This is a genomic window from Nitrospiria bacterium (genome assembly GCA_035517655.1).
Taxonomy (GTDB): domain Bacteria; phylum Nitrospirota; class Nitrospiria; order JACQBZ01; family JACQBZ01; genus JACQBZ01.
On record DATIYJ010000011.1, the window covers coordinates 41,133 to 67,530 of the forward strand.

The following is a 26,398-nucleotide window of genomic DNA, read 5'->3' on the forward strand; positions in this document are numbered from 1 at the left end:
ATTAATCTCCCCGGGTTTGCAACTCCTCTTCGATGCGTTTGCGGAGGCGGTCATCGATGGGCGGCGGGTCTTCGTGTTTTACGGCGGCTGTTTGTGCGACCCATCGTGCCACGGTTCGGTAGAGGAAAATCCCGCCGATGCCCAACAGGACAAAGGGGCCGGCCCACAGGATCCAGTTCAATCCGCTCTTTCTCGGCGTCAGGAGAATATAATCTCCGTACCGACTCAGGAAATAGGCCCGTATCTGATCGGGCGAATCGCCTTCGAGCAGTTTTTCCTTGATGAGATCGCGCATCTGCTGCGCCAATTCCGCCTGCGATTCCCAGATGGATTCGTTCTGGCAGATTGTGCAGCGGAGTGTTTTGGCGATGTCGCGCACCTGTAGATCGATCTGCTGCTCTTCGACCGTTGCACCCAGGACGGCGGGCAGAGGGCTCGAGAGCAGCAGGAGCATAGGAAGAATGAACGCGATCGGGGCTTTCTTCATGAACGGGAGATGGAGCGTCCTTCCAGCAAGGGCTGTAGGACATCGTCGGCCAAGTGGGCGTAGCCGGGACCCACCAGCGGGCCGACGTACTTGTAGCGGATGATGCCCTGCCGGTCGATCACAAAGGTCTCCGGAACACCGTAGACGCCGTAGTCGATTGCGATCGTTCCCTTCAGATCCCGCACGTGGTCGAAGTTGCTGCCGTACATCTTCAGGTATTGCTGGGCATCTTCCAGACGATCTTGATAATCGATCCCCAGCATCACAAAATCCGAGCGCTGACTGAATCGTCGATTGAGGGCCAAAAGATTTTCCTGTTCCGTGCGGCATTCCAGACACCAAGAGGCCCAGAAATTCACGAGGACCACCTTGCCTTGAAAGCGGTTCAAGGACAGAATTTCTCCGGTGCGAACCTCCGGCCCGGAAAACGTCGCTGCAGGGGTGCCGATCAGGACGGTCGGAATCGCCCTGGGGTCGCCCCACAGTCCTTTATAGAAAAGAGCCAGGAGTCCCGCCAACGCGATGACGAGAATAAAATGCCAGATTTTCATCCGGACACCTTTGTCTTCGGCCTGAAAATGTTGAGGATGACCCCCAATCCCATGATGCCGCCCCCGATCCAGACCAGCAGAACAAGCGGGTTGATGAGCGCCCGGACCGTCACGCTGTCCGATCCGACATCGGGCATAGTCAGAAAAATATGTCCCAGATGGATGGTATAGAGGGCGGCCTCCGTCGTTGGGGTCTCGGACACGGGATAAATGCGTTTTTGAGGTTTGAGGACCGTAAGCAGTCGGTCGCCCTTGTAAACCTCGAAGAGACCCTCCTGGGCTGTCCAATTCGCTCCCGAGACCTCATGCAGCCCGACCATTTTGATCGTGTAGTTTTTTAACTGGATGGTGTCGCCGATCCGCATCGGAACCACCTTCTCAACCTGGTAGATGGTGGAGGCGATGATGCCGACGACCATGATCAGCACGCCCAGATGGGTGACAAGACCTGCAGAACGTCTCTGATTGTTCGTGAACCCCTGATAAAAACCGATCAGGTAATTGGTCTCATGGCGGCGGGCCCAAAGGGCCGAGACCTTTCCAAAGTCCACAAAAATGGTCGTGGAGACAAAGGAGACGACCAAGGCGCCCGCCACTCCGAACACCGTTCGGATTCCGATAAGCCACGCAACGGCGGTCATTCCAACGGCCACGAACGCGGCGGGGAGAAAGTTCTTTTTAAGATTGTCCAACGAGGCCTTTCGCCATGCGATGGAGGGACCGATTCCCATCATCAGAAGCAGACCGAGCGCCACCGGCATAAAAACGGCGTTGTAATAAGGGGGGCCGACGCTGACCTTCGCCGTCTTGAGCGTCTCGACCAGAAGGGGGTAGAGGGTTCCCAGAAAAACGGTCGCCGCGGCGACGAGGAAGAAAAGGTTGTTAAAGAGAAAGACGGACTCTTTTGAAACGACCGAGTCCATCTCAATCTGGCTCCGGAGCCTGCCCGAACGGGCAATCAGCGTTCCGAAACCCAACGACATCATGACGGCCAGGAAGACCAAGATGTACAGTCCTCGTCCGGGATCGGTTGCAAAGGAATGAACCGACGAGAGAACCCCGCTGCGGACTAAAAAGGTTCCGATCAACGAGAGGGAAAAGGTCACGATGATGAGAAAAAGGTTCCAGACCTTGAACATCTTCCTCTTCTCCTGGACCATGACGGAATGCAGGAAGGCGGTGCCGACCAACCAAGGCATGAAGGAGGCATTTTCGACCGGGTCCCACCCCCAATATCCGCCCCAGCCCAGCTCATAGTACGCCCAGTACCCGCCCATGAGGATGCCCGTCGTCAGAGAAATCCAGGCAAACAGCGTCCACCGTTGCGTGACTTTTATCCATTCCTCCCCCAGCCGTCCGGAAAAGAGGGCCGACATGGCGAAAGCGAATGGGATCGAGAAGCCGACGTAGCCGAGGTAGAGCATCGGAGGATGAACGACCATCGCGGGATCCTGAAGAAGCGGATTGAGGTCTCGTCCGTCCGGCGGGACCGGATAGAGACGTTCGAAAGGATTGGATAGAAAAACGATCATGCTCAGGAATCCGAACATGATCAACGATTGGATCGACAAAAGATACGGCATGATGACGGGTTGGGTTCTCCAGTGCAGCCAGACCGCGAGGGTGCTGTAGGCCGTCAGGATCCAGACCCAAAGCATCAGAGATCCTTCGTGGCCTCCCCACAGACCCGCCACTTTGTAGAAGACCGGGAGTTTGCTGTTGGAGGTGGCCATCACGTATTTTACGGAGTAGTCATTGGTCAGAAAAGAATAGATCAATGAAGCCATGCCGATCGAAACGAGAAAGAAATTCAGCGTTACGGCCTGACGGGCGACCCGAACCAAATCGGGACGGCCGGTTTTCAGGCCCACGATCGGGCTGACCATGGCGACGACCGAGAGAACCAAGGCCAGAACGACGGAAAAATGACCGATTTCAATAAACATCCGGTTTTCTTTCGCGGGGGTCGTTTATTGTTGTAGGGTTTTCAAGAGGTCTTTCTTGGGAAACTGCACCCCGGCTCGTTTCATTTCAATCGGCATATAATCCTCGGAATGTTTGGCCATGATCAGGTTGGAGTGAAACCGTTTTTGGGAATCCCAGAAACCCTCAACGACGGCCCCTTTGCCTTCCTTGAACAGGTCGGGCGGAATTCCTTCAAAGTCTACCGGGATTGCGGCCTCACCGTCCGTTAATGCAAAACTTAGTTTCAGCGTATTGGGGACGACCTGAAGGCTCCCTTTGACGACCATTCCTCCGACCCGGACCTTTTTGCCGTAATAGGCCGGCGAGAAAGAAACCACTTCGGATGGGGTGAAAAAATAGACTAAATTCTGTCCGAACTGCCCCAATCCCAGGTAAAGCAATCCTCCCGCGATCGCGATCAGGCTGAGAATCAGGCCGTATTTTTTTCTCTTACTCAAAGTCACCGACATCGGGTTCGTACTGCTTGGATTGTTTGATCTCATTATACAATAATCGGACACGCCGTTCCATCATAAAAAGAAAAAGGGCCAGGGGAATCATGACGAGATACGCTGCGATAATAAATCCATAGTTAGGAATCAGGTCGATGTCCTGAGCCACGAATTGTTGCGCGGTGTTATCCCACCGTCCGACCACGACCAGGGTCTTGAGTTCACGGAGGTCGTCCGTGTCGCTTCCTTGATAGTCGACCGGAACGCGCTGCCCCTTTCCCACGATGAAAAACAGCCTGTGGGAAGTGACGGGGTCTTTCCGAAGGCTTCCGGCCTCGATCATTCCCAACATGCGAACGGATTCGGCGGGATGATCTTTCAAGACCTGATCCGGGGTCAGAGGCCGCACGTCGCGGTTATAGCGCTGCGTTCCGACGGCGGCGATCCAGAGACCAACCAAAAGCAGTCCTCCCCAGCGGAGATACAATCCCTTCATCGCCCCGCGCTCACAAACGAACCTCCCCCAGCAGGCGGCCTTTCTTGGCCTCCAGAAGCTGCTGCAGGTAAAGCATCTGGGTGCGGACTCCCACCATATACGTGAAGAGCAGGTAGAAGCCCACCGACATGAAGATGAGGGGATAGAGCATAACGCTGGCGATCGCTATCCCGCGTTGGGAAATCGAAAGGGGCTGGTGCAGCGTGCGCCACCACTCCACAGAAAAATGAACGATCGGAAGGTCCACGGCTCCGACAATCGCCAGAATGGCGGCGTAGCGCGCCTCCCGTTCCTTCTCTTCGATAAATGTCCGCAACATGAGATAGCCGATCAGAATGAGCAGTAAAATGGTGAAGGAGACCAGGCGGGCGTCCCACGTCCACCAGGTGTTCCAGGTCGGTTTGCCCCAGACCGATCCGGTGAAGAGCGCCCCGGCCGTAAAAAAGACGCCGATGCCCGCGGTGGCATGGGCCATGTTGTCGACGATCGGGTCGCGCTTCCAGAGATACCACAGGCTGGCTATCGTCAAAACGCCGTAGGCCGCCATCGAGGTGCTGGCGAAGGGGACGTGGACGTACATGATCCGGACAACCTCGCCCTGGTACGAATCGGGCGGCGAGGCCACCAGGCCGAAGTAGAGGCCGATCGCGATGCAGACGGCTCCGGCCGCTCCAAACCAGCCTTCAAAACGTCGGATGTTACGGATGATGGACATGGTTGACTCAGTGATCCAGAATAAATTCAAACACCCAAAAGGAGACGATCGTAAAGATGACGTCAAAAATGATCAGCAACTGGATCCATGGCCGATAAAGGGCGGCGGATTCTCCCTGTAAGACGCCGCCCGTGGCTTCAACCGCGCCGATGAGGACCGGAACGATCAATGGCAGAAGCAGGATCGGAAGCATCACCTCACGGGCACGGATCTGGACCGTCATCGCCGAAAAAAGCGTGCCGACCGCCGAGATACCCAAGGTTCCAGCCACCAATATTAGCACAATGAGCGGAATCTTATCAAAGATATCCAGGTTGAAAAAAATCACGAACAGCGGAAACAGGATCACCTCGACGGTCAACATGAACAAGAAATTGCTCGCCAGCTTTCCCAGATAGATGGCCCCCCGTGGAATCGGGTTCATCTGGAGGTTTTCGAGGCAGTCGTTCTGCAGTTCGGCCGTGAAGGATTTGCCGAGGCCGATGATTCCGGTGAAGATGAAGGCGACCCACATGATCCCCGGCATCAGCTCCTCGGCCGTTTTCTGGTCCATCGAAAAGCTGAAGCTGAAGATGAGAATGACGATGAGCGCGAAAAAAAACATGGAGGAGATGTTCTCCCGGCTTCGCATCTCGCTGATCAGGTCTTTCCACGCAAGCCATCGGATCACGTTAAAAAAGTTCATGGGCGGCGACCAGATCCTTCACGGGGATTTCACGCAGCACTCCCTGATGCAGCACACCGGCCTTGCCGGCGACCTCGGCGGACTGAACCCGGTTGTGGGAGGTCATGAGAACGGCCGCACCCTGCGCGGTGCTCTCCCGGATGAAGTGGTTCATCATCGTCATCCCCCGTTCATCCAGGGACGAGTAAGGCTCGTCCATCAGAAGAACTTTGGGACGGATCAGCATTGCCTTGGCGATCGAGAGCCGCTTTTTCATTCCCTCGGAAAAGGAACGGATCTTGAAGGCCGCGAAGGCTCCGATCCCGACCCGATCCAACGTGACCTTGATCTCATGAGTGGTCGGGACCCGTCCGCGAAGCCCCAGGGCGAAGCGGATGTTTTCCACGGCGTCGAGCTCGCTGTACAGGTACGACCCGTGGGCGATCATCAGTAGAATTTCACGGACCTGATTCCGATTCCGGATTCCGTCATAACCCATCATTTCGAACCGGCCCGAGGACGGCTTCTGCAGCGTCGCCAAAACCTTTAACAGCGTGGTCTTCCCGGCGCCGTTCGGTCCGAACAACGCAAAGCATTCTCCCGACGCCACCTCGAATGAAACGTTCTTCAAAACCTGGTAATGACGGTACGATTTGCTGAGTTGTATTCCTCGGATCGCGGACATGATTGGGTTCATCCCGTCGGCGCAAATCAAATGTGTAACGATACTTTAATCTCGGCCGGTTTGTCAATGACGGGAAAGACGGCCCCACGGATCATTCTTTATCGGACTCTCAGCGCGCCGCTGCCCAGGAGGTATTTAAGGTCGTCGTCTTCGAATCGGAGGCCGCCGCCGATGAAGCCGGTGTCGAGCTTCCGGTTGAGGTAGTTGTCGTAGCCGCCTTGGACGAAGAGGTATTTGAAGAAGGTGTAGCCGGCCGTGGTCTTGATGTGAGGATGCGGGTTCAGCGGATCATCGCTGTTGAAATCCCAAATATCCGCGCTGAGCTTCAGGGCGTCATTGAAGAGATAGAGATCGGCGCCCCCGCCGAAGCTGTTTTCCATCAGCCCGACCCGCAGGGCCAGATCCGAGAACCGGCGGCCGAACTCGGCGCTGAACTTCAAGCGGTGCTGGGTTTCATACTGCGTCACGGGGCCGTTGTTATCGAACTGCGTGATGGTTTTGATGACCCGTCCCCGGGGATCGTCCACCAGCTCCAATAGATAAAATTTGTCTTCTCGGGGCTGGAGTTGAACCGAAAAGTAACCTTTGTTTTCGTGAGTGTCAAGTTGGTACTCGTTGCGGAATCCGATCGTGGTTTTGAACCGCTCGATGCGGTTCACGGCGTTGCCGAAGCCCTCGAGGGCCGTGGTGATCTGATCGTAGGCCTTGTCATCGGTGAAGAGCTTCCCGATCGTGCCCTCTCCTTTTTCGACCTTCTGCGTGATATTGTTCAACCCTTGAAGGGCCGAGTCCAGCTTGTTGTACACGTCGTCGTTCTGAACGAGTTTTCCCAATGTCCCTTCGCCTTTTTCAACCTTGGTCGCGATCGCCTCCAGTTTTTCGGAGGTGCGATTGAGACTTTCCATCAACTTGGGCAGGTCCGTTTTGAGCGATGCACTGACGTCCTGAATGTTGGCAACGGCCTTGGTAAAATTCTCGCGGTTGTCTTTCACCGCGCCGCTGAGGTTGTGGCTCAGATCGCGGATGTTGGCCACGATCTCCTTCATCGATGTCTCGCCTTCCTTCGTTCCGAGCGCTTCGCGCAGGGAGGCGCTGACCGCCTTGATGTCGGTCGCAATACTGCTAAATTGGTTGATCAGCCGGTCCAAATCGGCCACCTGTTCGCTCTGGGGAATGCTATCGCCGTCCTTCAGATAACCCTCTTCTTTTCCCGGAACGAGTTCGAGGTACTTATCTCCCAGGAGTCCGGTGGCGCGGACGGCTGCCTGGGTTCCTTTGCGAAGTTTGATGTCCGGATTGATCCTCAAGGTGACCTTCGCCTGTCCGTCCAGCAGCGTGATCGTTTCAACTTGGCCCACCTCTACCCCGGCGACCCGGATCTTGGATTTGGTATCCAGCCCCGCCACGGTGTCGAAAAGCGCGAAAATGCGATAGCCGGCTTCGGTGCCAAAACGATAGCCGCCCACCTTAAACGTCATATAGGTCAGGATGAGAACCCCGAGCAGAACCACCAGTCCAACTCGGGCTTCGGTGCTCAAGCGCATAATAGTGGCGGTGTCCTTTCTATTCTATGGGTAGGGGCTCCCGTTGCCCCCTCCATCGGCCAAAGCCGAATGGAGCTTCCCCCCTCTCGCTCGCCGTGCTCGTTGGGTTACCACCTGCAGAGAGGACGAGCCGGAGGATCCTTCCGGAAAATACCTAAACCGTCATAATCGGCCCGACCGAGCTGCCGGTGACAAATTGATGAACGATCGGATTGTCGCTGTTCTTGATTTGGTCCGGCGTTCCCACGGCCTGGATTTTCCCCTGGTACAGCATGGCGATGCGGTCCGCGATTTTGTACGCGCTGGTCATATCGTGGGTAATGGCCACTCCCGTCACCTGAAGGCGGCGCTTCATCTCAAGGATCAGCTCGTTGATCGCGTCCGCCATGATTGGGTCCAGTCCGGTCGTCGGCTCATCGTACAGCAGGATTTCCGGTTCCATCGCCAGCGCCCGGGCGAGTCCGACCCGCTTTTTCATTCCACCGGAGAGGTCGGCCGGCATTCGGTCTTCGACCCCTCGGAGTCCGACCATCCCCAACTTCTCGGTCGCGATCCGCCGGATTTCGTCGTCCGTCATCAGGGTTTTCTGGCGCAGCGAAAAACCGATATTTTCCCACACCGAGAGAGAGTCAAACAGCGCGGCGTATTGAAAGAGCATCCCGAATTTCTTTCGCAGCTCATCCAACGCGCGCTCCTTCAACGTGGAGAGATCCTGTCCGGCGACGATGACCTTTCCGCGATCCGGCTTCATCAGCCCGATGATGTGTTTGAGGATCACGCTCTTTCCGCTTCCGCTCCCGCCGATGATCACCATCGTCTCGCCGCGTTCGATCGTGAGCGTGACGCCTTGGAGCACGCGATTGTCCGCGAAGGATTTGTAGACGTCCACAAGCTGAATAATCGGTTCGCCCACGACGTTCCTTCTTATTAGAACAGCATCGAGGTCAGAAAATAGTCCGAGATCAGGATCAGCATGGAGGAGATGACGACCGCGCCGGTCGTGGCCTTGCCCACGCCTTCCGCGCCTCCCTGGGTGTTGAATCCTTTATAACAACTGATCGTCGCGATGATCATCCCGAACACGAAGGCCTTGAGCAAGCCGCCGAAGATGTCATCGTATTCCAGATAATCGGTGGTGCGTCGCATGTAGACGACCGGGTTGACGTCGAGCATCTGGACGGCGACTAAATAGCCGCCGGCGATCCCGATGGCGTCCGCGAAGATCGTCAGGATCGGCAGCATCAACATCCCGGCCAGCAACCTCGGCACGACCAGGTATTTGATCGGGTTCGTGGCCATGGTGCTGAGGGCGTCGATCTGTTCGGTGACCCGCATCGTCCCGAGCTCGGCCGCCATGGCCGCGCCGGCCCGGCCGGCAACGATCAAGGCCGTGAGGACCGGCCCGAGCTCGCGGGTCATCGATAGGGCTACGACGGTTCCGACCAGGCTCTCGGCATTGAACCGTTTGAAGCCGGTGTGGCTTTGAAGGGCCAGCACCATGCCGGTCGAAACGGCCGTAATCAGGACGACCGGAACCGAACGGACGCCGACCTCCTCCATCTGCTTCAGGATGTTCCGAAATCCGAGCGGGGGACGCAGAGACCATTTCACCGTTCTCAAAAAAAGCACGGACACATTTCCGACCTCTTCGATGAATTTCGTCGTCCGGGAGCCGATCAGTTCAAGCCACCTCATGAGGGATCGACTCCGTTACGATAAAGACGGGGCACCCGGTGATTGACGGCACACAGGATTTCATACGGGATGGTTCCGAGCTGCCGGGCAAGTTCGTCGGCCCAAAGGGACTCGGATCCCTGAGCGCCGATCAGGACGGCTTCCTCTCCGGTCCTTGCGGCCGGCAGAGCCGTGACGTCCACCACAGTCATGTCCATGCAGACCCGTCCGATGACCGGAATGCGTCGCCCGCCGATCAGCACCTGTCCCCGGTTCGACCAGGCGCGGCTGTAGCCGTCGGCATAGCCGATCGGCAGGACAGCGATCAGGCTTTCCCGGGGCGTGGTGAATGTGCGACCATAGCTGATCGGCGTCCCGGCCGGGACGCGTTTTAGATGAATGATTTTCGTTTTCAGGGTCATCACGGGCTTAATCGGGGTGGTATCCACCGCGGAAGATGCAGGAGCGTAGCCGTATAACACGATGCCGGGCCTCACCAGGTTGAACCAGGCGCGTTCCAGGCCCACGATCGCGGCGCTGTTCGACATATGGAGCAACGGGATATTAAGACCGAGCGATTCGATCGTGCGCCGAACGTTTTCGAAGCGCTCGATCTGATCTTCGGCCGATCGGCAATCGGTCAGTTCATCGTCGGAAAAATGGGACATCAACCCAAGGATCTCGATTTTTTTAACGGCGCGGGCCCGTTCGATGAAGGGCCCAATCTCATGATCCAACAATCCCAGTCGGCCCATGCCGGTATCAATTTTAAGATGGACACCGATGGGACGGGGGGCTTTTTGCGCCAGTCGTTTTAAGGGTTCCAGTTGATCCGGGTGGGAAATCACCGGGGTGAGATTGTGTTTCAAGAATCCTTCGCTTTCTTCAGGGAGAAAACCGCCCATGACCAGAATCGGCACGGTAATCCCGGCCCGTCGAATTTGTACGCCCTCTTCGATGAACGCGACGCCCAATCCCCGGACATTTTCGGACACGGCGGCCTGCGAGATTGGAACGATGCCGTGACCGTAGGCATTGGCCTTCACCACCGCCAGAATCCCGCGATGCGAACCGATTCGTTCACGGACCCAGCGGAGATTCTGGCGGAAGGCCGCCAGGTCGATTTCGGCCACGGTGGGATGGGGCGGTTGGACCGCGAGTGCTTTTTTCAGCGTTTTGGCGAGCGTCACGGACCCTCCGCCCCCTGGGAACCCCGGGTGGCCGTGGCCGCCTCGATCTTCGACCGTGTCTCATTGTGTTGCTGTGCGAAGCCCGGCAGTTCCGATCCGGCGGCGGTTTCGGCCCGACGCGACGCGGCCTGGGCCCGGCCCGGTTGCCCGAGGGTTAAGAGAAGAAGGGCACGGGTGTCCTCATAAAACGCGCGGTGTTGTGGATCGTTCGCCAAGGCCCGGTCGATCCGTTCCCCGGCTTCGGCCAGGTGGGTCCCCTGTGCGATATAAATCCAGGCCAGGTTGTTGTTGGCCATGGGATGGTTCGGATCGTGGCGCAACACGCGTTGGTACATTTTTTCGGCGGAGGCGTACTGTTCCTGGTGAGCATACACATTTCCCAAATCGGCCAGCGCGGGTAAAAAGTCCGGATCTTGCGCCAGAGCGGCCTGATATTGCTTCTCGGCCGCGTCCCAATCTTTTTGCGATTCATAACTTACGCCGAGTTGCACATGTTCTTCGGGGGTCAACGGGTCGTGGAGAACGACGATCCGCGGCAGGGATCCGCAACCCCCCATTGCGAAAAGAAGTCCCAGTCCGAGCAGCGTTTGGATGGTGCTGTTCATGGGTGTTATGAGGTCACCTCCTGTGGAAGAACCAGCAGGCTCCAGTTGCCCGTTTTGGACCATGCCCTCAAGAAGACCTCGACCGGCATCTTTTCATAGGCGCGTTCCCCGGAGTGGACGATGACCATGGAGTGAATTCCATCGTAGCCGGTGACGACGACAAAATGGCCCTGCGGGAAAACGACCCATCTTAAATTGAGAAAGACGATTAAGGGCTGGTTTTTGCGTAAATGAAGGCGGAGATCCTCCAGACTGCCGGCGTAAGAGGAGACGGCGAGACCTCGCTTTTGCGCGGCCCGTTCGAGGTCGATGGGCAAACTGCCTTTTACCTTTTCGAGTTGAACCTCGCGCGTGATTTCTTCCAGCGAGACCGGATGACGCCAGTACGCCAAGAGGCTTGCGACGGCCGCCGGTCCGCATCCCAGTTCTTCTTGGGGATAAAATGGAACGCCGGTGATCAGTAATGTTTCGGCGGGCGGGGATTCGGAAAATGCCGTGCGTCCATCCGCAAAAAACAACAGCGTCAGGATTCCGACGATCAGGGTTTCTGTTAATGATGAATGGTAGCGCAACCGATGCCACGCAGGGAAGTTGTCTGTATGATTAGGGGCTCGCTTCGCTTCCCCTCCGGCTATCTACTTCGTGATAATGATCTTGTGGCCCGTCAACTGCAGAAGGATCACCACCAGGATCGCGATCACCAGCACCAAAACGACCGTCCCGAGGGCATCCCCTCCCGGTTGTAAAGCGTCTAATTGAGTTGCGATCTCGTGAGCCTGTTGGTCTGAGAGTTGATCCAAGCGCGACGTTATTTCTTCCGGGGTCAGTCCAAGATCGGCCAGACGTTGGCCGATGATCCGGGATTCCAGGACGGCTTGGATTTTTTTGATCGAACTCTCTCGATCCGGTCCGGGGATCCCCATGTCCAAGGTTGCCTCGGAGGGAAGAAGGGCGGCCGAGGCTCCCTGTGTTTCAACCGCGAGGCTGAAGGTCGTGACAACCAGCATCCAAACGATCAGAAAACGAAGTCGAGTGAGAAACAACGGAAACATGAACGATACCTCCGTTCCCTAGGTCTTTTCCAGAATCTCGCTTTCCTTATGTTTAATGATTTCATCGATTTTCTTGATGAATTCATCGGTTAACTTCTGGATCTCGTCCTGAAACTTTCGGAGGGCATCCTCGCTCAATGAGCCGGACTTCTGTTGGTTTTTAAGCTCTTCGTTTCCATCCCGACGAAAGTTTCGAATGGCGACCTTGGAATCCTCACCCATTTTTTTGCAATGCTTGACCAGATCCCTGCGTCGTTCTTCGGTCAAGGGAGGAATATTGATCCGGACGACCTTGCCGTCGTTGTTGGGTGTGAGGCCCAGATCGGAAGACAGGATGGCCTTCTCAATCTCGACGATGAGGTTCGGTTCCCAGGGCTGGATGGCGATCAATCGGTTCTCAGGAACAGACAGAGCAGCCACCTGGCGTAACGGGGTCGGCGTGCCGTAATAATCCACCTTGACATTGTCCAACAACGCCAACGAGGCTCGCCCGGTTCGCACGCCGGCCAACTCTTTACGAAGATGTTCGGCGGCGCCTTCCATCTTTTCCTTAACGGTTTTTTTGATATCTGCCGACATATAAGTCGCTCGCGGCCGTGGGTTAAAGCGTTTTTCGGACGATGGTGCCGACCTTATGTCCGAGAACGATCCGTTTGATGTTTCCGGTTTCTTTCAGGTTGAATACGATTAACGGCAGGCTGTGGTCCATGCAGAGGGTGACGGCCGTCGCGTCCATGACCCGGAGGTCTTTTTCAATGACTTGAAAGAAGGTCAGCTCGTCATACCGTTTCGCTTTGGGATGCTTCATCGGATCGGCGTCATAAATGCCGGCCACTTTGGTCCCTTTTAGGATGACTTGCGCGCCGACTTCCATGGCGCGGAGCGCCGCCGCGGTATCGGTCGAAAAATACGGGTTGCCGGTCCCTCCCGCAAAAATGACGACCCGTTTCTTCTCCAGATGCCGAATGGCCCTCCGGCGAATGTAACTTTCGGCCAATTGCCGCATCTCGATGGCCGACTGCACGCGGGTGAACACGCCTTTGCGTTCGAGGGTATTCTGGAGCGCCAGCGCGTTCAGGACCGTGGCCAGCATGCCCATGTAATCGGCGGAGGAACGCTCCATTCCCCCGGCGCTTGCGGCCAGTCCACGGAAGATGTTGCCGCCCCCGATCACGACGGCCACTTCAACGCCCAGATCATGGATGTCCTTGATTTCGGAAGAAACGGCGTCGATGACTTTCGGATCGATGCCGTAGCCTTGATCTCCGGCCAGAACCTCGCCGCTGATCTTCAATAGCACCCGCTGGTATTTCGGCGCAGTCATTCCTCGACGATCTCACCTAGGCGAAACCGCGTAAATCGGCGAACGGAGATATTCTCGCCGAGCTTGGCGATTTTCTGACCGAGAAGGTCTTTGATCGTGATTGCGGGGTCCTTGACGAAGGGTTGCTCCAGCAGGCAGAGCTCGGTGTATAATTTCTCAAGGCGGCCGGCGATGATTTTGTCCAGAACGGCCGCGGGTTTCCCGCTCTCCTTCGCTTGGGCTAAAAATATCTCTTTCTCTTTTTCCAGGACCGCGGCGGGAATGTCTTCCCGCTTGAGGTACTGCGGGTCGGCCGCGGCGATATGCATGGCCAGGTCCCGGGCCAACTCCTGGAAATCATCCGTTTTGGCGACGAAATCGGTCTCGCAATTGACTTCGAGGAGAACGCCGAGTTTATTGCCGGCGTGGATATAGGAGACGATCAGACCGTCGTTGGTGGCGCGACCGGCTTTTTTCTGAGCCGTGGCCAGGCCTTTCTGCCTCAAAAAATCGATGGCCTTCGCAACGTCTCCTCCCGATTGGGTCAGAGCTTTCTGACAGTCCAGAATGCCGGCGCCGGTTTTTTCGCGCAGGTCCTTCACCTGTGTCGCATCAATGGACATTATCCGCCTCCACAATTCCTTCGGTCGGCCCCCCGGCGGCAGCCGCGATCGGTATCTCGGGCAAGTTCCTCTCGGCCAAGGAGGCCGCGCCCGCCGTTTCCGGTGGAGGGTTTTTCCTGGCGCGGAGCTGCAGCCCTTCTACGGCGGCGTCCGCAATGCGGGTGGTGATGAGTTTGATCGCGCGGAGCGCGTCGTCGTTTCCCGGGATGATCAGGTCGGCGTCCTCCGGATCGCAGTTCGTATCCAAAATGGCGATGACGGGGATATCAAGGCGCTTGGCTTCCTGAACCGCGATATGCTCTTTCTTGGTGTCAATAATAAACACCGCTCCCGGGAGGGTCGTCATTTCCTTGATCCCGCTGAGATATTTTTCCAACTTCATCCGATCCTTTTCGAGATTCGCGACTTCCTTTTTCGTGAGGCGGTCGTGGGTGCCGTCCGTCCGCGCGGCTTCCAGTTTTTTCAGACGGTCGATGTTTTTGCGGATGGTCTGGAAATTGGTCAGCATCCCTCCAAGCCAACGCTGATTGACATAGAACATCTGACTGCGCTTGGACTCGGTCTCGACCACCTCCTGAGCCTGGCGTTTCGTGCCGACGAAGAGAATGGACCGTCCTTCCGCGACGGTCTGTTTGACAAACTCATACGCCGTCAGAAACCGCTTTATCGTTTTCTGGAGATCGATGATGTAAATCCCGTTGCGTTCCCCGAAGATGTATTTTTTCATCTTGGGGTTCCAACGTTTTGTTTGGTGGCCGAAGTGAACCCCGGCCTCCAAGAGTTCTTTCATTGAAATCACGGACATGAAAACCTCCTTTGTGGTTGATCCTCCGCCCGTCTGTCCGTTCGGATCGTCCGACCGCATACAGGCGGACACCACTCCGAACGCCGATTTCTCTTGTCGAGCGAGAAACGGTCGGGCGTGTGAAATGAGTTACATCAAACCCTTCGAAAAATAACATATTAAAGATCGATTTGCAAGAAAAAAGGTGGACCTATCATCTAAGGGAGGTTAGGACCGGTAGGCCGTATTGATACGGATGTATTCGTCCGAAAGATCGCAGGTCCACGCGGTGGCCGAGGCCGTACCGGTATGGAGTTCGATTGTCAGGACAAAGAACGGCTTTTTGAGCACACGGGCGGCCTTCCGTTCGGCCGCTTTACCCAAACCAGTCCCGTTTCTAACCATAGGAGCATGGTTGAAGAAAATATCAATTCGGGAAGGATCCAGTTCAACTCCCGCCGCCCCGATGGCCGCCATGATTCTTCCCCAGTTGGCGTCCGCTCCGAAGAAAGCGGTCTTGACCAGGTTGGAATTGGCCACGCGCATCGCGATTGTTTTCGCCCCTTCCGGGTCGACGGCGCCCCTGACATGGATTTCGATCAATTTGGTGGCGCCCTCGCCATCTTGGACGATCATCCGCGCCAGTTGGAGACAGACCGCGTCCAGGGCGGTCTGGAATTTTAATCGGGCGCTTTCGGATCGTTTGAGATCCGGGTTCCCGGCCCGGCCGTTGGCCAGGCAGATCACCGTGTCGTTCGTGCTGGTGTCCCCATCCACCGTGATCATATTGAAGGAGCGGTTTGCGGCGGATGTCAACATCGTCCGGAGGAGGAAGGGTTCGATGCTCAGGTCGGTTGTCAGGAAGGCAAGCATCGTGGCCATGTTGGGATGAATCATTCCGGAGCCTTTTGCAATCCCCCCTACAGTAACCCACCCCTTCCCGATCTTGAAGCGGACGGCCGCCTCTTTGGGTTTGGTATCGGTGGTCATGATGGCCCGTGCGGCGCTTCGACTGCCTTGACCATTGAGTGTTTTCACCAATTTTGGAATGCCGGTGCGGAAGGCCTCCAAGGGGAACGGTTCTCCGATGACGCCGGTCGACGCCACAGCGACCAGTTCGGGCGCGAAACCGAGATATCGGGCGACCCGCTCGGTCATCTCCCGCGCGGCGGCTTCTCCCTGGGATCCGGTGCACGCGTTGGCATTGCCGGAATTGGCCACGATGGCTTGAAGTCGGCCGGACCGGATGTGTTCCTGGGTTAGACGAACGGGGGCGGCAGCGACCCGGTTGGTCGTGAAAAGGCCGGCGGCCGTACAGGGATTTTTTGAAAAAATTAAGGCCAGATCGGGTTCGTTGATTTTTTTGATCCCGCTATGGACTCCCGAAGCCAGAAATCCAGGGACGGCCGTAATACCGCCTTTCACCGCTTTCATCACATGATCCATGTTGGTATCCTAGACCTCGCTGTTCTACGGAAACAGTCCCGGGGCCGTGAGTCCCAGGGATTCTTCATAACCCATCATCAGGTTCATGTTTTGAACAGCCTGGCCGGCCGCTCCTTTGACCAGGTTGTCGATGGCCGTGACGACGACGAGGGTCGCCGCCCCGCGATCCGCGTGTCCATCGGCCACCAGACCGATGTGACAGTCGTTTGACCCCTGCACGTTTCGCGTATTGGGCAGTTCGCCCGACGGAAGAACTTGGACGAACGGTTCTCTTTTATAGAAGTCCTGGTAGAGTTTCAGAACGGCGTCGGTTTCGTTCGGTTTCGTGAGCTTCACGTAAATCGTCGACAGGATTCCTCGGTTGATCGGCACCAGATGGGGTGTAAAGGTTACCGTTACCCTTTTTTTAATCAACCCGGACAGCTCCTGCTCGATCTCGGGCCGGTGCCGATGCCGGCCGATGCTGTACGCCGATACGGCCTCGTGGGCCTCCGGAAAATGGTAGGGCAGCCCCGGGCTCCGTCCGGCCCCGGAAATCCCGGATTTTGCATCGATGATGATGTGGCCGGCATCGATCAGGGGCTTTCGGAACAACGGAAGAAGCCCGAGAAGAGCGCCGGTCGGGTAGCAGCCCGGGTTGGCCACGAGTCGGGCGGATTTGATCGCATTCCGGTGGAGTTCGGGCAGACCGTAGCGGGTTTTCGCCAGCAGTCCGGGATACAGATGGGGCGTCTTATACCATCTCTCGTAGACTTTCGGGTCTTTTAATCGGAAATCGGCGCTGAGGTCGATCACCCGTTTCTTCTCTTGAATCAGCCGGGCCGCGACCGGCATCGCGGTCGTGTGCGGCAGCGCCAGGAAAAACAGGTCGGCTTTGTCGATCAGGCGGTCCAGATTCAACGGTTCCAGGGCCAGCGACATCCGCCCTTTGAGATTCGGAAAGACTTTGTCGATCGGCTGGCCGGCCGACTGTTCCGAAGTGGCCGCGGCCAGTGTGACGTCGGGATGCTGGCTGAGAATCCGGAGTAACTCTCCGCCGGTATAGCCGCCGGCGCCGAGTACGGCAACCTTGAACATGATATCGCCTCCCTGGTTCGCTTTCGAAAAAGGGGAAATAAAAAAGGGGCCCTGCGGCCCCTTTTCAATTCAACGTTACCCTTAACGTTTGGAATACTGGAACCGCCGCCGCGCGCCTTTCTGGCCGTACTTTTTACGCTCCTTCACGCGGGAATCGCGGGTCAGCAGGCCTTCCTTCTTCAAAGGCTCACGCAGTGCGCCGTTGATCTGAAGCAGGGCCTTGGCGATCCCGTGCCGCACCGCACCGGCTTGGCCCATCTCGCCTCCCCCCTGCACATTGACGGCCGCATTGAACTTCCCGGTCGTGCTGGTCACCTGAAAAGGCTGGAGGACCTGAATCCGGTGAATCTCCCGTGGGAAATAATTTTCCAGGGGCCGATCGTTGATCAGGATCTGGCCCGTACCGGGTTTCAACTGGACGCGCGCGATGGCGTTTTTTCGTTTTCCGGTGGCTGCGATCATGCCGGTGGTGTTCATCCGTTTCTCCTTGTTCCGGCCACTTCCAGAGCTTGAAGCGACTGGGCTTTATGAGGATGTTCCGGACCGGCGTACACCCTCAGTTTCTTGATCATGGCTCGGCCTAATTTGGTTTTGGGCAACATGCCCTGAATGGCCCAGCGGACCAGACGATCGGGCCGCTCGTTTAAAAGTTTGCCGGCAGTGGTGGATTTAAATCCGCCGGGATAATCCGAATGGTGGGCATAAACCTTGCTCACGAGTTTGTCCCCCGTGAGCTGGATTCCTGCGGCATTCACGATCACAACGTGATCGCCGCAGTCCACATGGGGTGTAAAGGTCGGTTTGTGCTTGCCCCGGAGGATCGAAGCCACCTCGGAGGCCAGACGACCCAAAATTTTGTTTTGGGCATCCACCAGGTACCAGGCTCGGTTGAAATCTTTTTTCTTGGCTGAAACCGTTTTCATGACATCCCCGATTCAATTAAAAACATTTAATCATAAAATAAAGTTATTCCGCATGTCAAGTGTAATTAATCGTGTTTCATCAGCCTCTCTTAAACAACTCGATATTGACGCCGATAAATCCACCGGTGGCGCCGCCCGAACCGGCGCCGATGATGAAGGCGTAGGGTCCGCCCAGCCACAGGGCCAGCGCGCCGCCGATAAACATGCCCACCAATACGCAAATAAAGAATCGACGGGCGTCCAAGGTCGAAATAAATCCCCCGAGGATGATTCCGAGGAACGTTCCCATAACCGTAAGAACAGGCCCTCCGAGGTTTAAACCAATCACGGCACCGGTCGTTCCCATGATGATCGAGCCCACGATCAGGTCGGTGGTAATCCTGAATGTTTTTGGATCGGACATCCATTCAGGCATGGAAGATCCGTTCTTTTGAACGTTCAATTAGGTCGTCTTCCTCATCCTCATCGTCATCGTCTTCTTCATCTTCTCCTCCGCCGTTTTCCGCTTCATTCGGTACATCCTCCTCATCGTCCTCATCCTCCTCCTCGTCACCGTTTGTGTTGGAACACCCGGTCAATAGACCCACGAGGATAAGGAAAATGAGGTCCATCGAATACGCACTTTTCATGAGATAATCTGTCCCCATAGTATACGAACGGGCAACTGGCTTGTTAGATGAAACCCATGTTAACAAGCCGCATGATAATAATCAATGCATAGACGATCGATCGTCAGCGGGATATGAGACCCGCGGTTGCACCCTTTGGGATGGTGTGTTAGACTCAAAGTCACATGGAGCGCACCTATCGGCATATCCATCTCATCGCGATCTGTGGAACCGGAATGGCCGCATTGGCCCGGATGCTCAAGGTGGCCGGTCACCGGGTGACCGGCTCGGACGCGAATGTCTATCCCCCGATGAGCACGATGCTGGAACGGCAGGGTATTCCTTGCCGGATTGGATTCCGCCCCGAAAATATCGAACCCGATACCGACCTGGTTGTGATCGGCAACGCGGTATCAAACACCAATCCGGAGGTCCGGGCCGTTCTGGATCGCGGAATCCCGTACCGTTCCTTTCCGCAGGCTCTGGCCGAATTCTTTCTTGTGGACCGCACCCCGGTCGTGATTGCCGGAACCCACGGCAAGACGACGACATCGGCGCTCATGGCCTGGGTGCTGGAATGCGCGGAGTTCGATCCCGGTTTCTTGATCGGCGGCTGGGTGAAGAATTTTGACGCAAACAGCCGTCCGGGCACGGGCCGTTATTTCGTTGTGGAGGGAGATGAATACGACACGGCCTTCTTCGACAAGGGCCCTAAATTTCTTCACTACCGTCCCCACGCGGCGATCCTGACCAGCATCGAATTTGATCACGGAGACATCTACAACAGCCTCGACGAGATTCAGGCGGCCTTTCGGAGCTTCGTCCGGTTGATTCCATCCGACGGGATCCTTCTGGCGGCGGACGGCGATCCGAGGGTCCGTGAAGTGACCCGGGACCTGTCTTGTCCGGTATCTACCTATGGTTTGAATTCATCGTCGGTATGGTATCCCGACCGGGTGCGGTTCGACACCAATGGAGTTTCCTTCCATGTGAGAAACGGTCGGCGAGACCTGGGCCTGTTTCACAGCGCGATGGTGGGCCGCCACAATCTGGTCAATGCGTTGGCCGTGATCGGGCTGGCCTCGGTTTTGGGGTTGTCTCCGGAGATGATTCAAAAAGGCGTCGCAAGCTTCCAGGGGGTTAAGCGGCGTCAGGAGGTGTTGGGCGAGGTGGGCGGCGTCATCGTGATGGATGATTTCGCTCATCACCCCACGGCGATTCGGGAAACCCTGGCCGGTCTCCGTCTGCGCTACCCGCAGCGGCGGATCTGGGCCGTATTCGAGCCGCGGTCAGCGACCAGTCGCAGGGGTGTGTTCCAGAAGGAGTTTCCTCCCGCGTTTGATCCGGCCAACCGGATCGTTATCGCCGATATTTTTGCTCCGGAAAAGCTCCCGGCCGGGCTTCGGTTGGATCCCAAACAGGTGGCCGGGGACCTTCAGCGTCTGGGCAAGGAGGCCGAGTTCATCCCAACCGCGGACGAGATCGTCCGCGTGATCACTCCCCAGTTGAATTCCGGCGATCTAATCTGCGTGATGTCGAGCGGCGGATTCGATGGAATCCATGGAAAACTTCTGAAGGCCTTGGAACAAAGGTTCTGACCCCGATCCTTCTTCTAATAAATGACGAACCCGCATTCTTTGATCTTAAACGCCTTGAACGACGCCGTCCGTGATGGAGTTTTTCCGGGGGCCGTGCTGCTGGTCGCTTTCCGGGGTCAAATCCAAATCCATCAGGCGGTTGGTTTTGCGGTGCTCATGCCCCGGAAGGTGCCCTTGACGCGTTCCACTTTCTTTGATCTGGCTTCGTTGACAAAACCGATCGCAACCACTGCGGCCGTGATGCGGCTGGTGGATCGGGGCGTCTTGAAGCTTGACGATCGGGTGAACCGCTGGATTCCGGAATTTTCAGGTAGTGAAAAAGATCGGATTGCGGTCCGGGATCTTCTGAACCATTCTTCCGGGCTCCGGGCATGGGAGCCTCTCTGCAAAGAGGCCATCAAGGAGGCCAAAAACCGCATCGGTTTTGTCGGAAGTTCGGATGCGAAGCGATGGGTGCTGAATCGGATCCACCGCAGCCGGCTGGTCTACAAGCCCGGAACCCAGAGTCTCTACAGTGATCTGGGATTCATCCTTTTGGGTGAGGTGGTCGAACGGGCCGTCGGGCTGACCTTGGACCGTTTCTGTCGTGAGCACGTCTTCCGTCCGCTCGGTCTGAAACGGACCTTCTTTATCAAGACCGGAACCCGCCGTTCCGGAAGGTTCGCGGCGACCGAGCAAAGCGATTGGCGGCGTCGTATCGTGATCGGTCAGGTGCATGACGACAACGCCTATGTGATGGGAGGAATCGCGGGGCACGCGGGGCTGTTCGGAACGGCGGCCGATCTGAATCGCTTCGCACAGGGAATGTTGGAAGCGTTGCGCGGTCGCTGCAGTTTTGTCTCCCAGAAAACCGCGAAAAGTTTCGTGTCACGACAGACGACGCCGGGCTCAAGCTGGGCATTGGGCTGGGATACCCCATCGGAGTCTTCCGGGACGCCGTCTTCCTCGGGCCGGTTCTTTTCCGCGCGTTCCTTTGGCCATCTCGGATATACGGGCACCTCGATCTGGATCGATCCGGAACAAGACTTGGTCGTTGTGTTGCTGACGAACCGGGTACATCCGACCAGCCGGAATATTAAAATCCGGAGGTTCCGCCCGATTATTCATGATCTCATTGTCCAGGAAATCGTTCCGGGGGGCCGACCATGGTCAAACCGAAGAGGCTAAAACCGGGCGACACGATCGGCGTCATTGCACCGGCCGGTTCGGTGGATCCCTCCGAATTGGCGCAAGGAGCGGACCGTTTAAAGGAAATGGGATTTCATGTCGCATTGGGAGAAGCGGTTGCCAAACGGTCTCGTTATCTGGCCGGAACCGATCGCGAGCGTGCGGACGATCTGAACCGGATGTTTTCGGATTCCAAGATAGCGGCCATTGTCTGCGCCCGCGGCGGTTACGGGACGGCGCGGATCATTCCCAATTTGGATAGGGGCATGATCGCCTCCCACCCGAAGATTCTGGTCGGAAGCAGCGATGTCACCCTTTTGATCAATTATCTGCACCAGCAATTTGAATGGGTCACGTTCCACGGTCCGATGGTGGCGCCGAACTTCGGCAAGCTGCCGTCGAGGTTGACCGATACGTGGTTTCGGAAAATTTTAATGGGTAGTCACGGGGAAGGTCCGATCCCGGTAGAGGGTGTGAAAAGTTTGAGGGGAGGACAGGGTCAAGGTCCGCTGGTGGGCGGTTGTCTCACCATGCTCTGCAGCGCGCTTGGGACCCCCTACGAGATTCAGACCGACGGAGCCGTCCTTCTTTTGGAGGACATTGACGAAGCCCCTTATCGGATCGATCGGATGTTGAACCAGTTGAAGGCCGCGTCCAAGTTTCGCAATGTGAAAGGGATGATCTTCGGAAAAATGCCGGGATGCCAGCCGCCGACCCGTTCCGCTTACGTCCTGGAAGATGTCATCCGTGATCTGTTGGCCGATCAAGACTTTCCGATTCTGTACGGATTTCCGGCCGGCCACGGCGGGGATCAGGTGACGCTTCCCATCGGGATTCCGGTGCGAATCGATGGAGAAACGGCCACGGTAACGCTTTTGGAATCGGCGGTTCAATAAAATCAAACCGGAGTATTGACCTTGTATAACGTAACGGGGGGGGGACCATGATTGCATCCGGCAGCCGTTTGATGCGATTGGGCCAGTTGGTGGATCTATTAATTGCGGTTTTGATCGTCTCGGGGTGCGCCGGATCGGGTGACATCCTTTCGGAGTCCCCATCGTCCGCTTCATTTACCGAACGCTTAAACGATGTTTATTTCCTCAATGCGAGTGAGGGTTGGATCGTCGGGAACGGCGGCACCCTTCTCCACACGCGAAATGGAGGGGCCACATGGTTCTCTGAACAGAGTGGGACGACCCTGGACCTGAGGGCCATCGAGTTTTCGACCTCGAATGCGGGATGGGCGGTCGGGGACGGCGGCGTTGTTCTTCAGACCGCCAATTCCGGACTGAATTGGGTCCGACAGACCAGCGGCACGTCGAATCCGCTGAACAGCGTTTTCTTCCGGCCGAATGAAACGATGGTCGGTTGGGCCGTGGGGGACAACGGAACGATCCTCCACACCGTCAACGGAGGATTTTCATGGATGACCCAGGTCGGAGCGGGAAACGGCCATCTTCACGACGTTTTTTTCAGGGACCCCGACACCGGTTGGATCGTCGGCGATCAAGGTTTGATTCTGCATACCACCACCGGCACGAGCGGGGCGCTCTGGTCCGCCCAACTCAGCGGCACATCCCGAAACCTGAACGCCATTTACTGGAACGGAAACACCGCCGGATGGGTCGTGGGGGAGGGCGGTGTTCTTCTCCAGAGCGCGAACGATGGTCTGACCTGGGTGCGCGGCCCCCAAACGGTCGCGACGGGCACCTTGACCGATATCCTGTTTTCGGGTTCGACGGTCGGCTGGATTTCAGGGGAGGGTGGAACCCTTCTTCAGACCACGGGCGGCGCGGCATCCAATGTTGGCACGTTTTGGATACCCCGGTCCACCGGTACGGACGCGACCCTGCGTGCGATTTTTTTTATCAATGACAAGACCGGTTGGGCCGTGGGGGACAACGGAACGATTCTGTATTCCGTCGATGGAGGAAGCTTCTGGATCAAACAGTTTAAGCGATAGGCGGAGGGGGAGGCGAAGCATCGGCGGCCCTTGTCGCCGTTTCGTACGCCTCCTCGAGGATCTGGGCTATATGCTTTACGGGGATCCCGTTTTGCGTTCCGGTTTTTAATTGGATCATGCAGGCAGGGCAACTGGTGGCGATCACGTCCGCCCCGGACTCGGTGATCGCCCGTTGCTTACGCTCGAAGATCCGCCGGGACTGCGCATCGTTTTTGATGATAAAGGTTCCCGCCCCGCCCGCGCAGCGGTCGGCGTCCCGCATCTCGATAAACCGCATGCCGGAAAATCGGCGGAGCAACTCCCTCGGTTCTTTGGTGACCCCGGCCGCGCGTAGATGGCAGGAGGAGTGATAGGTGACCGTCTTTGGGATAACGTCCGTCTCGGCGACGGGTAAATCGATTCCTGACTGCACCAGGTATTCCGTGATATGCTTCACCCGTCCGGCCAGATCAGTCGCCTGGTTTCGTTCCTGTTCGTTCGAGAAAAGTCGCCCGTAATCCTTCAACATGAAGGTGCAGGAGGCGCATCCTGTCACGACTGTTTCAAACCGGCGCAAGGACTCGATATTAAACCGCGCGTATTCCCGGACCCGATCCCGATGACCGTAGGTCTCGATCGGCGTTCCGGAGCATCGCTGCCGGGGAAGCACAAGGCTTGTCCCCTGCCGTTGAAGAAGACGGATCACGGCGTCCCCAACGCCGTCCCGGAAATAGTTGGCCGCGCAGCCGTGGAAATAGGCCAGCGTTCCATTGCTCCCCGCGTCATCCGTCAAGGAGGCAAAACGTTGGCGTAGTGTCCGTGTGGCCAGCCGGGGCAGGATGATATGGCGGGAAAAGCGTGCGGTCGGTGAAAGTCCTTTTAAGACCGGCCGGGTGAGATAATCCAGAACCGATCGCCCGATGGAATTATCCCAGACCGCTTGAGTCAGCCCCGCCAGCTTCAGCAAGGATTCAAACAGCAGGGGTCGCGTTTGAAGACCGAAAATAAAACCGGTCAACCGGTTCGGGTGTTCCGCGCGTTTTTCAAGAACGTATTTTGAGACATCGATGCCCGCGGGGCAGACGGCGTAGCAGGATTTGCAGTTGACACAGGCCTCGACGGTGCGGGAAGCCTTTTCATAGGAATAGTCGGGCGCGGTGAGGATGTGGAACCAGCCGCGGGCCCCGTTCGATTCTTCCTGTGTGACGTCGTAGACCGGGCAGACGGTGTTGCATTTGCCGCAGGTGGCACAGGGTTTCGTTAACCGTTCAACGTCCAGATGGCTCGTGAACGGCACATCGGTGAGTTTGACCCCCGGATTGAGGATTCGGTCCGGATCGAAAAGTTGCTTGACCTGAGTGAAGAGGGCATAGACTTCTTCCCCGTACAGTTCGCGCAGGAACTCGCCCCGGACCCGCCCGTCCCCGTGCTCTCCGCATAGCGATCCGCCAAATTGATGGATGACGATGGAATGAATCTCTTTCGAGATGGTTGCCATCCGCTGTATGTCTTCCGAATTTTTCAGGTCCATCAGCGGATTGATGTGGGCGTTGCCGTCGCCGATGTGGCCGTAGATCGCCACGGGGATACTCATCTCTTTGAAATAGTGATCCAGGTAGGCGATCAGTTCCGGGAGCCGTGCGGCCGGGACCACGACGTCGTCCACGAAATTGATCGGTTTTTTTTTGGCGTCGTACCGGTAAAGGGTCGGGTAGATCGCTTTGCGGACCCGCCAAAGCGCCTCTTGTCGTTCCTGCCCATCGGGTTCGTCGCTTCGGGCGACCTCCACCGGCCGGCTGAGCCGATAGGTCTTTGTCGCTTCACGGATGAGATGAATTTTTTGCTCGATCGGTTCTTCGTCGATCTCAACCAGGAGCATGGCTGCGGCTTCGGGCGGGATGCCGAAACGGCCCCGGCCGATCAAGTCGAGCGAACTGGCATCCATCAATTCCATCGCGCTGGGATGAAGGGGAAGAAGGTCATTGACCGCATGGCCGACCTCCTCCAGACGGTTGAAGTAGACCAGCGCCGTCGCGGTCCGGGCCGGACGGTCCCTCAACCGCAGCCGAGCTTCTGTGGTGAAACCCAATGTTCCTTCGCTTCCGATAAAGAGTTTTGTGAGATCGAAGAGACCTTGTTCCAGATGGTCGACCATGTCAAAAAGATTGTAACCGCTGCTGTTCTTGCTCACGCCGATCCGATGCCTCCGGATCAAGGATCGGTTGGATTGTAATAAGGCGTAGAGTTCGCGAAGACGGGTCTCTTGATCGATCAGCCGTTCGAATTCGGGACGACCCAATGGATAGGGACGGGCCGCAAGGGCTCGCCCATCGGACAGAATCGCGCGGAGTTCAAGGACGTTGTCCTTCGTGGCTCCGTACTTGAGGGTGTGAGGGCCCGCCGAGTTGTTGCCCAACATTCCCCCGATCTTGCAAACTTCGCCACTGGAAGGGTCAGGTGCGAAGAAAAGACCGTGGCGTTCCAGATCCCGGTTCAACTCGCCGTAGATCTTTCCGGGTTGAACCCGGACCCATTTTTCTTCGCGATTCAATTCAAGGATGCGGTTCAGTCGAGAAAATTCGAGAATGATCCCTTCTCCGATGGCGTTGCCGGTTAGATTGGATCCGCCGCACCGCGCCGTGAGGGGAATCCGGCGTCGTCGGGCATATTCGATCACCTTCAGGAGGTCGGTTTCCTGTTCGATCAGCACAACGGCCTGCGGGTCGATCCGGTAGATGCTGGCGTCAATCGCGTAAGCGGTCCGTGCGGCATAGTCGGACAGAACCTTTGACTCTCCGAGAAGATGAACCAGGTCTGAAACGAGGGAGGAGACCGAAGCGGTCATGA

At 56.9% G+C, this 26,398-nt stretch carries 30 protein-coding genes; 4 read left to right on the forward strand and 26 right to left on the reverse strand.

From position 1 onward, the window contains the following. Position 1 precedes the first annotated feature (1 nt). The 25 genes from VLY20_01810 to VLY20_01930 all read right to left on the reverse strand — a co-directional run bounded on the left by VLY20_01810 (position 2) and on the right by VLY20_01930 (position 18,865). On the reverse strand, positions 2-487 hold the full coding sequence (locus tag VLY20_01810; GenBank protein HUK55375.1) for a cytochrome c-type biogenesis protein: 486 nt from the start codon (positions 485-487) through the stop codon (positions 2-4). Beyond that, a complete protein-coding gene (locus VLY20_01815) occupies positions 484-1,038 on the reverse strand; it encodes a redoxin domain-containing protein (protein ID HUK55376.1) in 555 nt (184 codons plus the stop codon). The genes VLY20_01810 and VLY20_01815 overlap by 4 nt, the downstream gene beginning before the upstream one ends. Further along, a complete protein-coding gene (locus VLY20_01820; protein ID HUK55377.1) occupies positions 1,035-2,984 on the reverse strand; it encodes a heme lyase CcmF/NrfE family subunit in 1,950 nt (649 codons plus the stop codon). The genes VLY20_01815 and VLY20_01820 overlap by 4 nt, the downstream gene beginning before the upstream one ends. A 24-nt stretch (positions 2,985-3,008) precedes the next feature. Then, positions 3,009-3,461: a cytochrome c maturation protein CcmE gene (gene ccmE, locus VLY20_01825; GenBank protein HUK55378.1), complete on the reverse strand. Its 453-nt coding sequence runs from the start codon at positions 3,459-3,461 to the stop codon at positions 3,009-3,011. Then, entirely contained in the window at positions 3,454-3,951 is a 498-nt protein-coding gene (locus tag VLY20_01830; protein ID HUK55379.1) for a cytochrome c maturation protein CcmE, read from the reverse strand. Before VLY20_01830 ends, ccmE begins: the two co-directional genes overlap by 8 nt. A gap of 10 nt (positions 3,952-3,961) precedes the next feature. Further along, entirely contained in the window at positions 3,962-4,666 is a 705-nt protein-coding gene (gene ccmC / locus VLY20_01835) for a heme ABC transporter permease CcmC (GenBank protein HUK55380.1), read from the reverse strand. Between the two features lie 7 nt (positions 4,667-4,673). Next, positions 4,674-5,351 (reverse strand): heme exporter protein CcmB, encoded by a 678-nt coding sequence (locus VLY20_01840; GenBank protein HUK55381.1) that lies wholly within the window; start codon positions 5,349-5,351, stop codon positions 4,674-4,676. Continuing rightward, positions 5,338-6,015 (reverse strand): heme ABC exporter ATP-binding protein CcmA, encoded by a 678-nt coding sequence (ccmA, locus tag VLY20_01845; protein ID HUK55382.1) that lies wholly within the window; start codon positions 6,013-6,015, stop codon positions 5,338-5,340. Before ccmA ends, VLY20_01840 begins: the two co-directional genes overlap by 14 nt. A gap of 98 nt (positions 6,016-6,113) precedes the next feature. Further along, the gene (locus VLY20_01850) at positions 6,114-7,559 is read right to left on the reverse strand and encodes an MlaD family protein (GenBank protein HUK55383.1); all 1,446 of its coding nucleotides are present in this window, start codon (positions 7,557-7,559) and stop codon (positions 6,114-6,116) included. A gap of 154 nt (positions 7,560-7,713) precedes the next feature. Then, a complete protein-coding gene (locus tag VLY20_01855) occupies positions 7,714-8,472 on the reverse strand; it encodes an ABC transporter ATP-binding protein (GenBank protein HUK55384.1) in 759 nt (252 codons plus the stop codon). A gap of 14 nt (positions 8,473-8,486) precedes the next feature. Continuing rightward, positions 8,487-9,254: an ABC transporter permease gene (locus VLY20_01860; GenBank protein HUK55385.1), complete on the reverse strand. Its 768-nt coding sequence runs from the start codon at positions 9,252-9,254 to the stop codon at positions 8,487-8,489. Beyond that, the gene (alr, locus tag VLY20_01865; protein ID HUK55386.1) at positions 9,251-10,423 is read right to left on the reverse strand and encodes an alanine racemase; all 1,173 of its coding nucleotides are present in this window, start codon (positions 10,421-10,423) and stop codon (positions 9,251-9,253) included. The genes VLY20_01860 and alr overlap by 4 nt, the downstream gene beginning before the upstream one ends. After that, positions 10,420-11,028 (reverse strand): tetratricopeptide repeat protein, encoded by a 609-nt coding sequence (locus tag VLY20_01870; GenBank protein HUK55387.1) that lies wholly within the window; start codon positions 11,026-11,028, stop codon positions 10,420-10,422. Before VLY20_01870 ends, alr begins: the two co-directional genes overlap by 4 nt. Positions 11,029-11,033: 5 nt before the next feature. Further along, positions 11,034-11,600, reverse strand: a complete 567-nt coding sequence (locus tag VLY20_01875; GenBank protein HUK55388.1) for a C39 family peptidase — start codon at positions 11,598-11,600, stop codon at positions 11,034-11,036. A 63-nt stretch (positions 11,601-11,663) separates the two neighbouring features. Beyond that, a complete protein-coding gene (locus VLY20_01880) occupies positions 11,664-12,080 on the reverse strand; it encodes a PA2779 family protein (protein HUK55389.1) in 417 nt (138 codons plus the stop codon). An 18-nt stretch (positions 12,081-12,098) separates the two neighbouring features. Next, positions 12,099-12,659 (reverse strand): ribosome recycling factor, encoded by a 561-nt coding sequence (frr, locus tag VLY20_01885; GenBank protein ID HUK55390.1) that lies wholly within the window; start codon positions 12,657-12,659, stop codon positions 12,099-12,101. A gap of 22 nt (positions 12,660-12,681) precedes the next feature. Then, positions 12,682-13,404 carry a UMP kinase gene (pyrH, locus tag VLY20_01890; GenBank protein ID HUK55391.1) on the reverse strand — a complete coding sequence of 241 codons (723 nt, stop codon included), beginning with the start codon at positions 13,402-13,404 and terminating at the stop codon, positions 12,682-12,684. Then, complete coding sequence (gene tsf / locus VLY20_01895) at positions 13,401-14,006, reverse strand: translation elongation factor Ts (GenBank protein ID HUK55392.1); 606 nt, start codon at positions 14,004-14,006, stop codon at positions 13,401-13,403. Before tsf ends, pyrH begins: the two co-directional genes overlap by 4 nt. After that, positions 13,996-14,811 carry a 30S ribosomal protein S2 gene (rpsB, locus tag VLY20_01900; GenBank protein ID HUK55393.1) on the reverse strand — a complete coding sequence of 272 codons (816 nt, stop codon included), beginning with the start codon at positions 14,809-14,811 and terminating at the stop codon, positions 13,996-13,998. The genes tsf and rpsB overlap by 11 nt, the downstream gene beginning before the upstream one ends. Before the next feature lie 207 nt (positions 14,812-15,018). Further along, entirely contained in the window at positions 15,019-16,236 is a 1,218-nt protein-coding gene (gene argJ, locus VLY20_01905) for a bifunctional glutamate N-acetyltransferase/amino-acid acetyltransferase ArgJ (GenBank protein ID HUK55394.1), read from the reverse strand. A 24-nt stretch (positions 16,237-16,260) separates the two neighbouring features. Beyond that, positions 16,261-17,313 (reverse strand): N-acetyl-gamma-glutamyl-phosphate reductase, encoded by a 1,053-nt coding sequence (gene argC / locus VLY20_01910; protein ID HUK55395.1) that lies wholly within the window; start codon positions 17,311-17,313, stop codon positions 16,261-16,263. Between the two features lie 81 nt (positions 17,314-17,394). After that, the gene (gene rpsI, locus VLY20_01915; GenBank protein ID HUK55396.1) at positions 17,395-17,775 is read right to left on the reverse strand and encodes a 30S ribosomal protein S9; all 381 of its coding nucleotides are present in this window, start codon (positions 17,773-17,775) and stop codon (positions 17,395-17,397) included. Between the two features lie 11 nt (positions 17,776-17,786). Next, positions 17,787-18,236 (reverse strand): 50S ribosomal protein L13, encoded by a 450-nt coding sequence (gene rplM, locus VLY20_01920; GenBank protein ID HUK55397.1) that lies wholly within the window; start codon positions 18,234-18,236, stop codon positions 17,787-17,789. Positions 18,237-18,315: 79 nt separating this feature from the next. Next, the gene (locus VLY20_01925) at positions 18,316-18,651 is read right to left on the reverse strand and encodes a hypothetical protein (protein ID HUK55398.1); all 336 of its coding nucleotides are present in this window, start codon (positions 18,649-18,651) and stop codon (positions 18,316-18,318) included. Further along, positions 18,644-18,865 carry a hypothetical protein gene (locus VLY20_01930; GenBank protein ID HUK55399.1) on the reverse strand — a complete coding sequence of 74 codons (222 nt, stop codon included), beginning with the start codon at positions 18,863-18,865 and terminating at the stop codon, positions 18,644-18,646. The genes VLY20_01925 and VLY20_01930 overlap by 8 nt, the downstream gene beginning before the upstream one ends. A gap of 164 nt (positions 18,866-19,029) precedes the next feature. Here VLY20_01930 and mpl point away from each other — a divergent pair, with 164 nt between their 5' ends. Genes mpl through VLY20_01950 form a run of 4 tightly spaced genes read left to right on the forward strand, consistent with a single transcriptional unit; the run spans position 19,030 to position 23,572 of the window. Further along, positions 19,030-20,442, forward strand: a complete 1,413-nt coding sequence (gene mpl / locus VLY20_01935) for a UDP-N-acetylmuramate:L-alanyl-gamma-D-glutamyl-meso-diaminopimelate ligase (GenBank protein HUK55400.1) — start codon at positions 19,030-19,032, stop codon at positions 20,440-20,442. A 21-nt stretch (positions 20,443-20,463) separates the two neighbouring features. After that, a complete protein-coding gene (locus tag VLY20_01940; GenBank protein ID HUK55401.1) occupies positions 20,464-21,609 on the forward strand; it encodes a serine hydrolase in 1,146 nt (381 codons plus the stop codon). Continuing rightward, entirely contained in the window at positions 21,588-22,505 is a 918-nt protein-coding gene (locus VLY20_01945; GenBank protein HUK55402.1) for an LD-carboxypeptidase, read from the forward strand. The genes VLY20_01940 and VLY20_01945 overlap by 22 nt, the downstream gene beginning before the upstream one ends. A 47-nt stretch (positions 22,506-22,552) precedes the next feature. Continuing rightward, positions 22,553-23,572, forward strand: a complete 1,020-nt coding sequence (locus tag VLY20_01950; GenBank protein HUK55403.1) for a YCF48-related protein — start codon at positions 22,553-22,555, stop codon at positions 23,570-23,572. Here VLY20_01950 and VLY20_01955 read toward each other — a convergent pair. Further along, complete coding sequence (locus VLY20_01955; protein HUK55404.1) at positions 23,562-26,396, reverse strand: FAD-binding and (Fe-S)-binding domain-containing protein; 2,835 nt, start codon at positions 26,394-26,396, stop codon at positions 23,562-23,564. The two genes, VLY20_01950 and VLY20_01955, sit on opposite strands and share 11 nt — an antisense overlap. Between the last annotated feature and the right edge of the window lie 2 nt (positions 26,397-26,398).

Coding starts and splice junctions, on each gene's coding strand:
- VLY20_01810 (HUK55375.1), bottom strand. CDS start 487: ATGAAGAAAGCCCCGATCGCGTTCATTCTTCCTATGCTCCTGCTGCTC.
- VLY20_01815 (HUK55376.1), bottom strand. CDS start 1,038: ATGAAAATCTGGCATTTTATTCTCGTCATCGCGTTGGCGGGACTCCTG.
- VLY20_01820 (HUK55377.1), bottom strand. CDS start 2,984: ATGTTTATTGAAATCGGTCATTTTTCCGTCGTTCTGGCCTTGGTTCTC.
- VLY20_01830 (HUK55379.1), bottom strand. CDS start 3,951: ATGAAGGGATTGTATCTCCGCTGGGGAGGACTGCTTTTGGTTGGTCTC.
- ccmC (HUK55380.1), bottom strand. CDS start 4,666: ATGTCCATCATCCGTAACATCCGACGTTTTGAAGGCTGGTTTGGAGCG.
- VLY20_01840 (HUK55381.1), bottom strand. CDS start 5,351: ATGAACTTTTTTAACGTGATCCGATGGCTTGCGTGGAAAGACCTGATC.
- ccmA (HUK55382.1), bottom strand. CDS start 6,015: ATGTCCGCGATCCGAGGAATACAACTCAGCAAATCGTACCGTCATTAC.
- VLY20_01850 (HUK55383.1), bottom strand. CDS start 7,559: ATGCGCTTGAGCACCGAAGCCCGAGTTGGACTGGTGGTTCTGCTCGGG.
- VLY20_01860 (HUK55385.1), bottom strand. CDS start 9,254: ATGAGGTGGCTTGAACTGATCGGCTCCCGGACGACGAAATTCATCGAA.
- VLY20_01870 (HUK55387.1), bottom strand. CDS start 11,028: ATGAACAGCACCATCCAAACGCTGCTCGGACTGGGACTTCTTTTCGCA.
- VLY20_01880 (HUK55389.1), bottom strand. CDS start 12,080: ATGTTTCCGTTGTTTCTCACTCGACTTCGTTTTCTGATCGTTTGGATG.
- frr (HUK55390.1), bottom strand. CDS start 12,659: ATGTCGGCAGATATCAAAAAAACCGTTAAGGAAAAGATGGAAGGCGCC.
- pyrH (HUK55391.1), bottom strand. CDS start 13,404: ATGACTGCGCCGAAATACCAGCGGGTGCTATTGAAGATCAGCGGCGAG.
- tsf (HUK55392.1), bottom strand. CDS start 14,006: ATGTCCATTGATGCGACACAGGTGAAGGACCTGCGCGAAAAAACCGGC.
- rpsB (HUK55393.1), bottom strand. CDS start 14,811: ATGTCCGTGATTTCAATGAAAGAACTCTTGGAGGCCGGGGTTCACTTC.
- argJ (HUK55394.1), bottom strand. CDS start 16,236: ATGGATCATGTGATGAAAGCGGTGAAAGGCGGTATTACGGCCGTCCCT.
- argC (HUK55395.1), bottom strand. CDS start 17,313: ATGTTCAAGGTTGCCGTACTCGGCGCCGGCGGCTATACCGGCGGAGAG.
- rpsI (HUK55396.1), bottom strand. CDS start 17,775: ATGATCGCAGCCACCGGAAAACGAAAAAACGCCATCGCGCGCGTCCAG.
- rplM (HUK55397.1), bottom strand. CDS start 18,236: ATGAAAACGGTTTCAGCCAAGAAAAAAGATTTCAACCGAGCCTGGTAC.
- VLY20_01925 (HUK55398.1), bottom strand. CDS start 18,651: ATGCCTGAATGGATGTCCGATCCAAAAACATTCAGGATTACCACCGAC.
- VLY20_01930 (HUK55399.1), bottom strand. CDS start 18,865: ATGAAAAGTGCGTATTCGATGGACCTCATTTTCCTTATCCTCGTGGGT.
- mpl (HUK55400.1), top strand. CDS start 19,030: ATGGAGCGCACCTATCGGCATATCCATCTCATCGCGATCTGTGGAACC.
- VLY20_01940 (HUK55401.1), top strand. CDS start 20,464: ATGACGAACCCGCATTCTTTGATCTTAAACGCCTTGAACGACGCCGTC.
- VLY20_01945 (HUK55402.1), top strand. CDS start 21,588: ATGGTCAAACCGAAGAGGCTAAAACCGGGCGACACGATCGGCGTCATT.
- VLY20_01950 (HUK55403.1), top strand. CDS start 22,553: ATGATTGCATCCGGCAGCCGTTTGATGCGATTGGGCCAGTTGGTGGAT.
- VLY20_01955 (HUK55404.1), bottom strand. CDS start 26,396: ATGACCGCTTCGGTCTCCTCCCTCGTTTCAGACCTGGTTCATCTTCTC.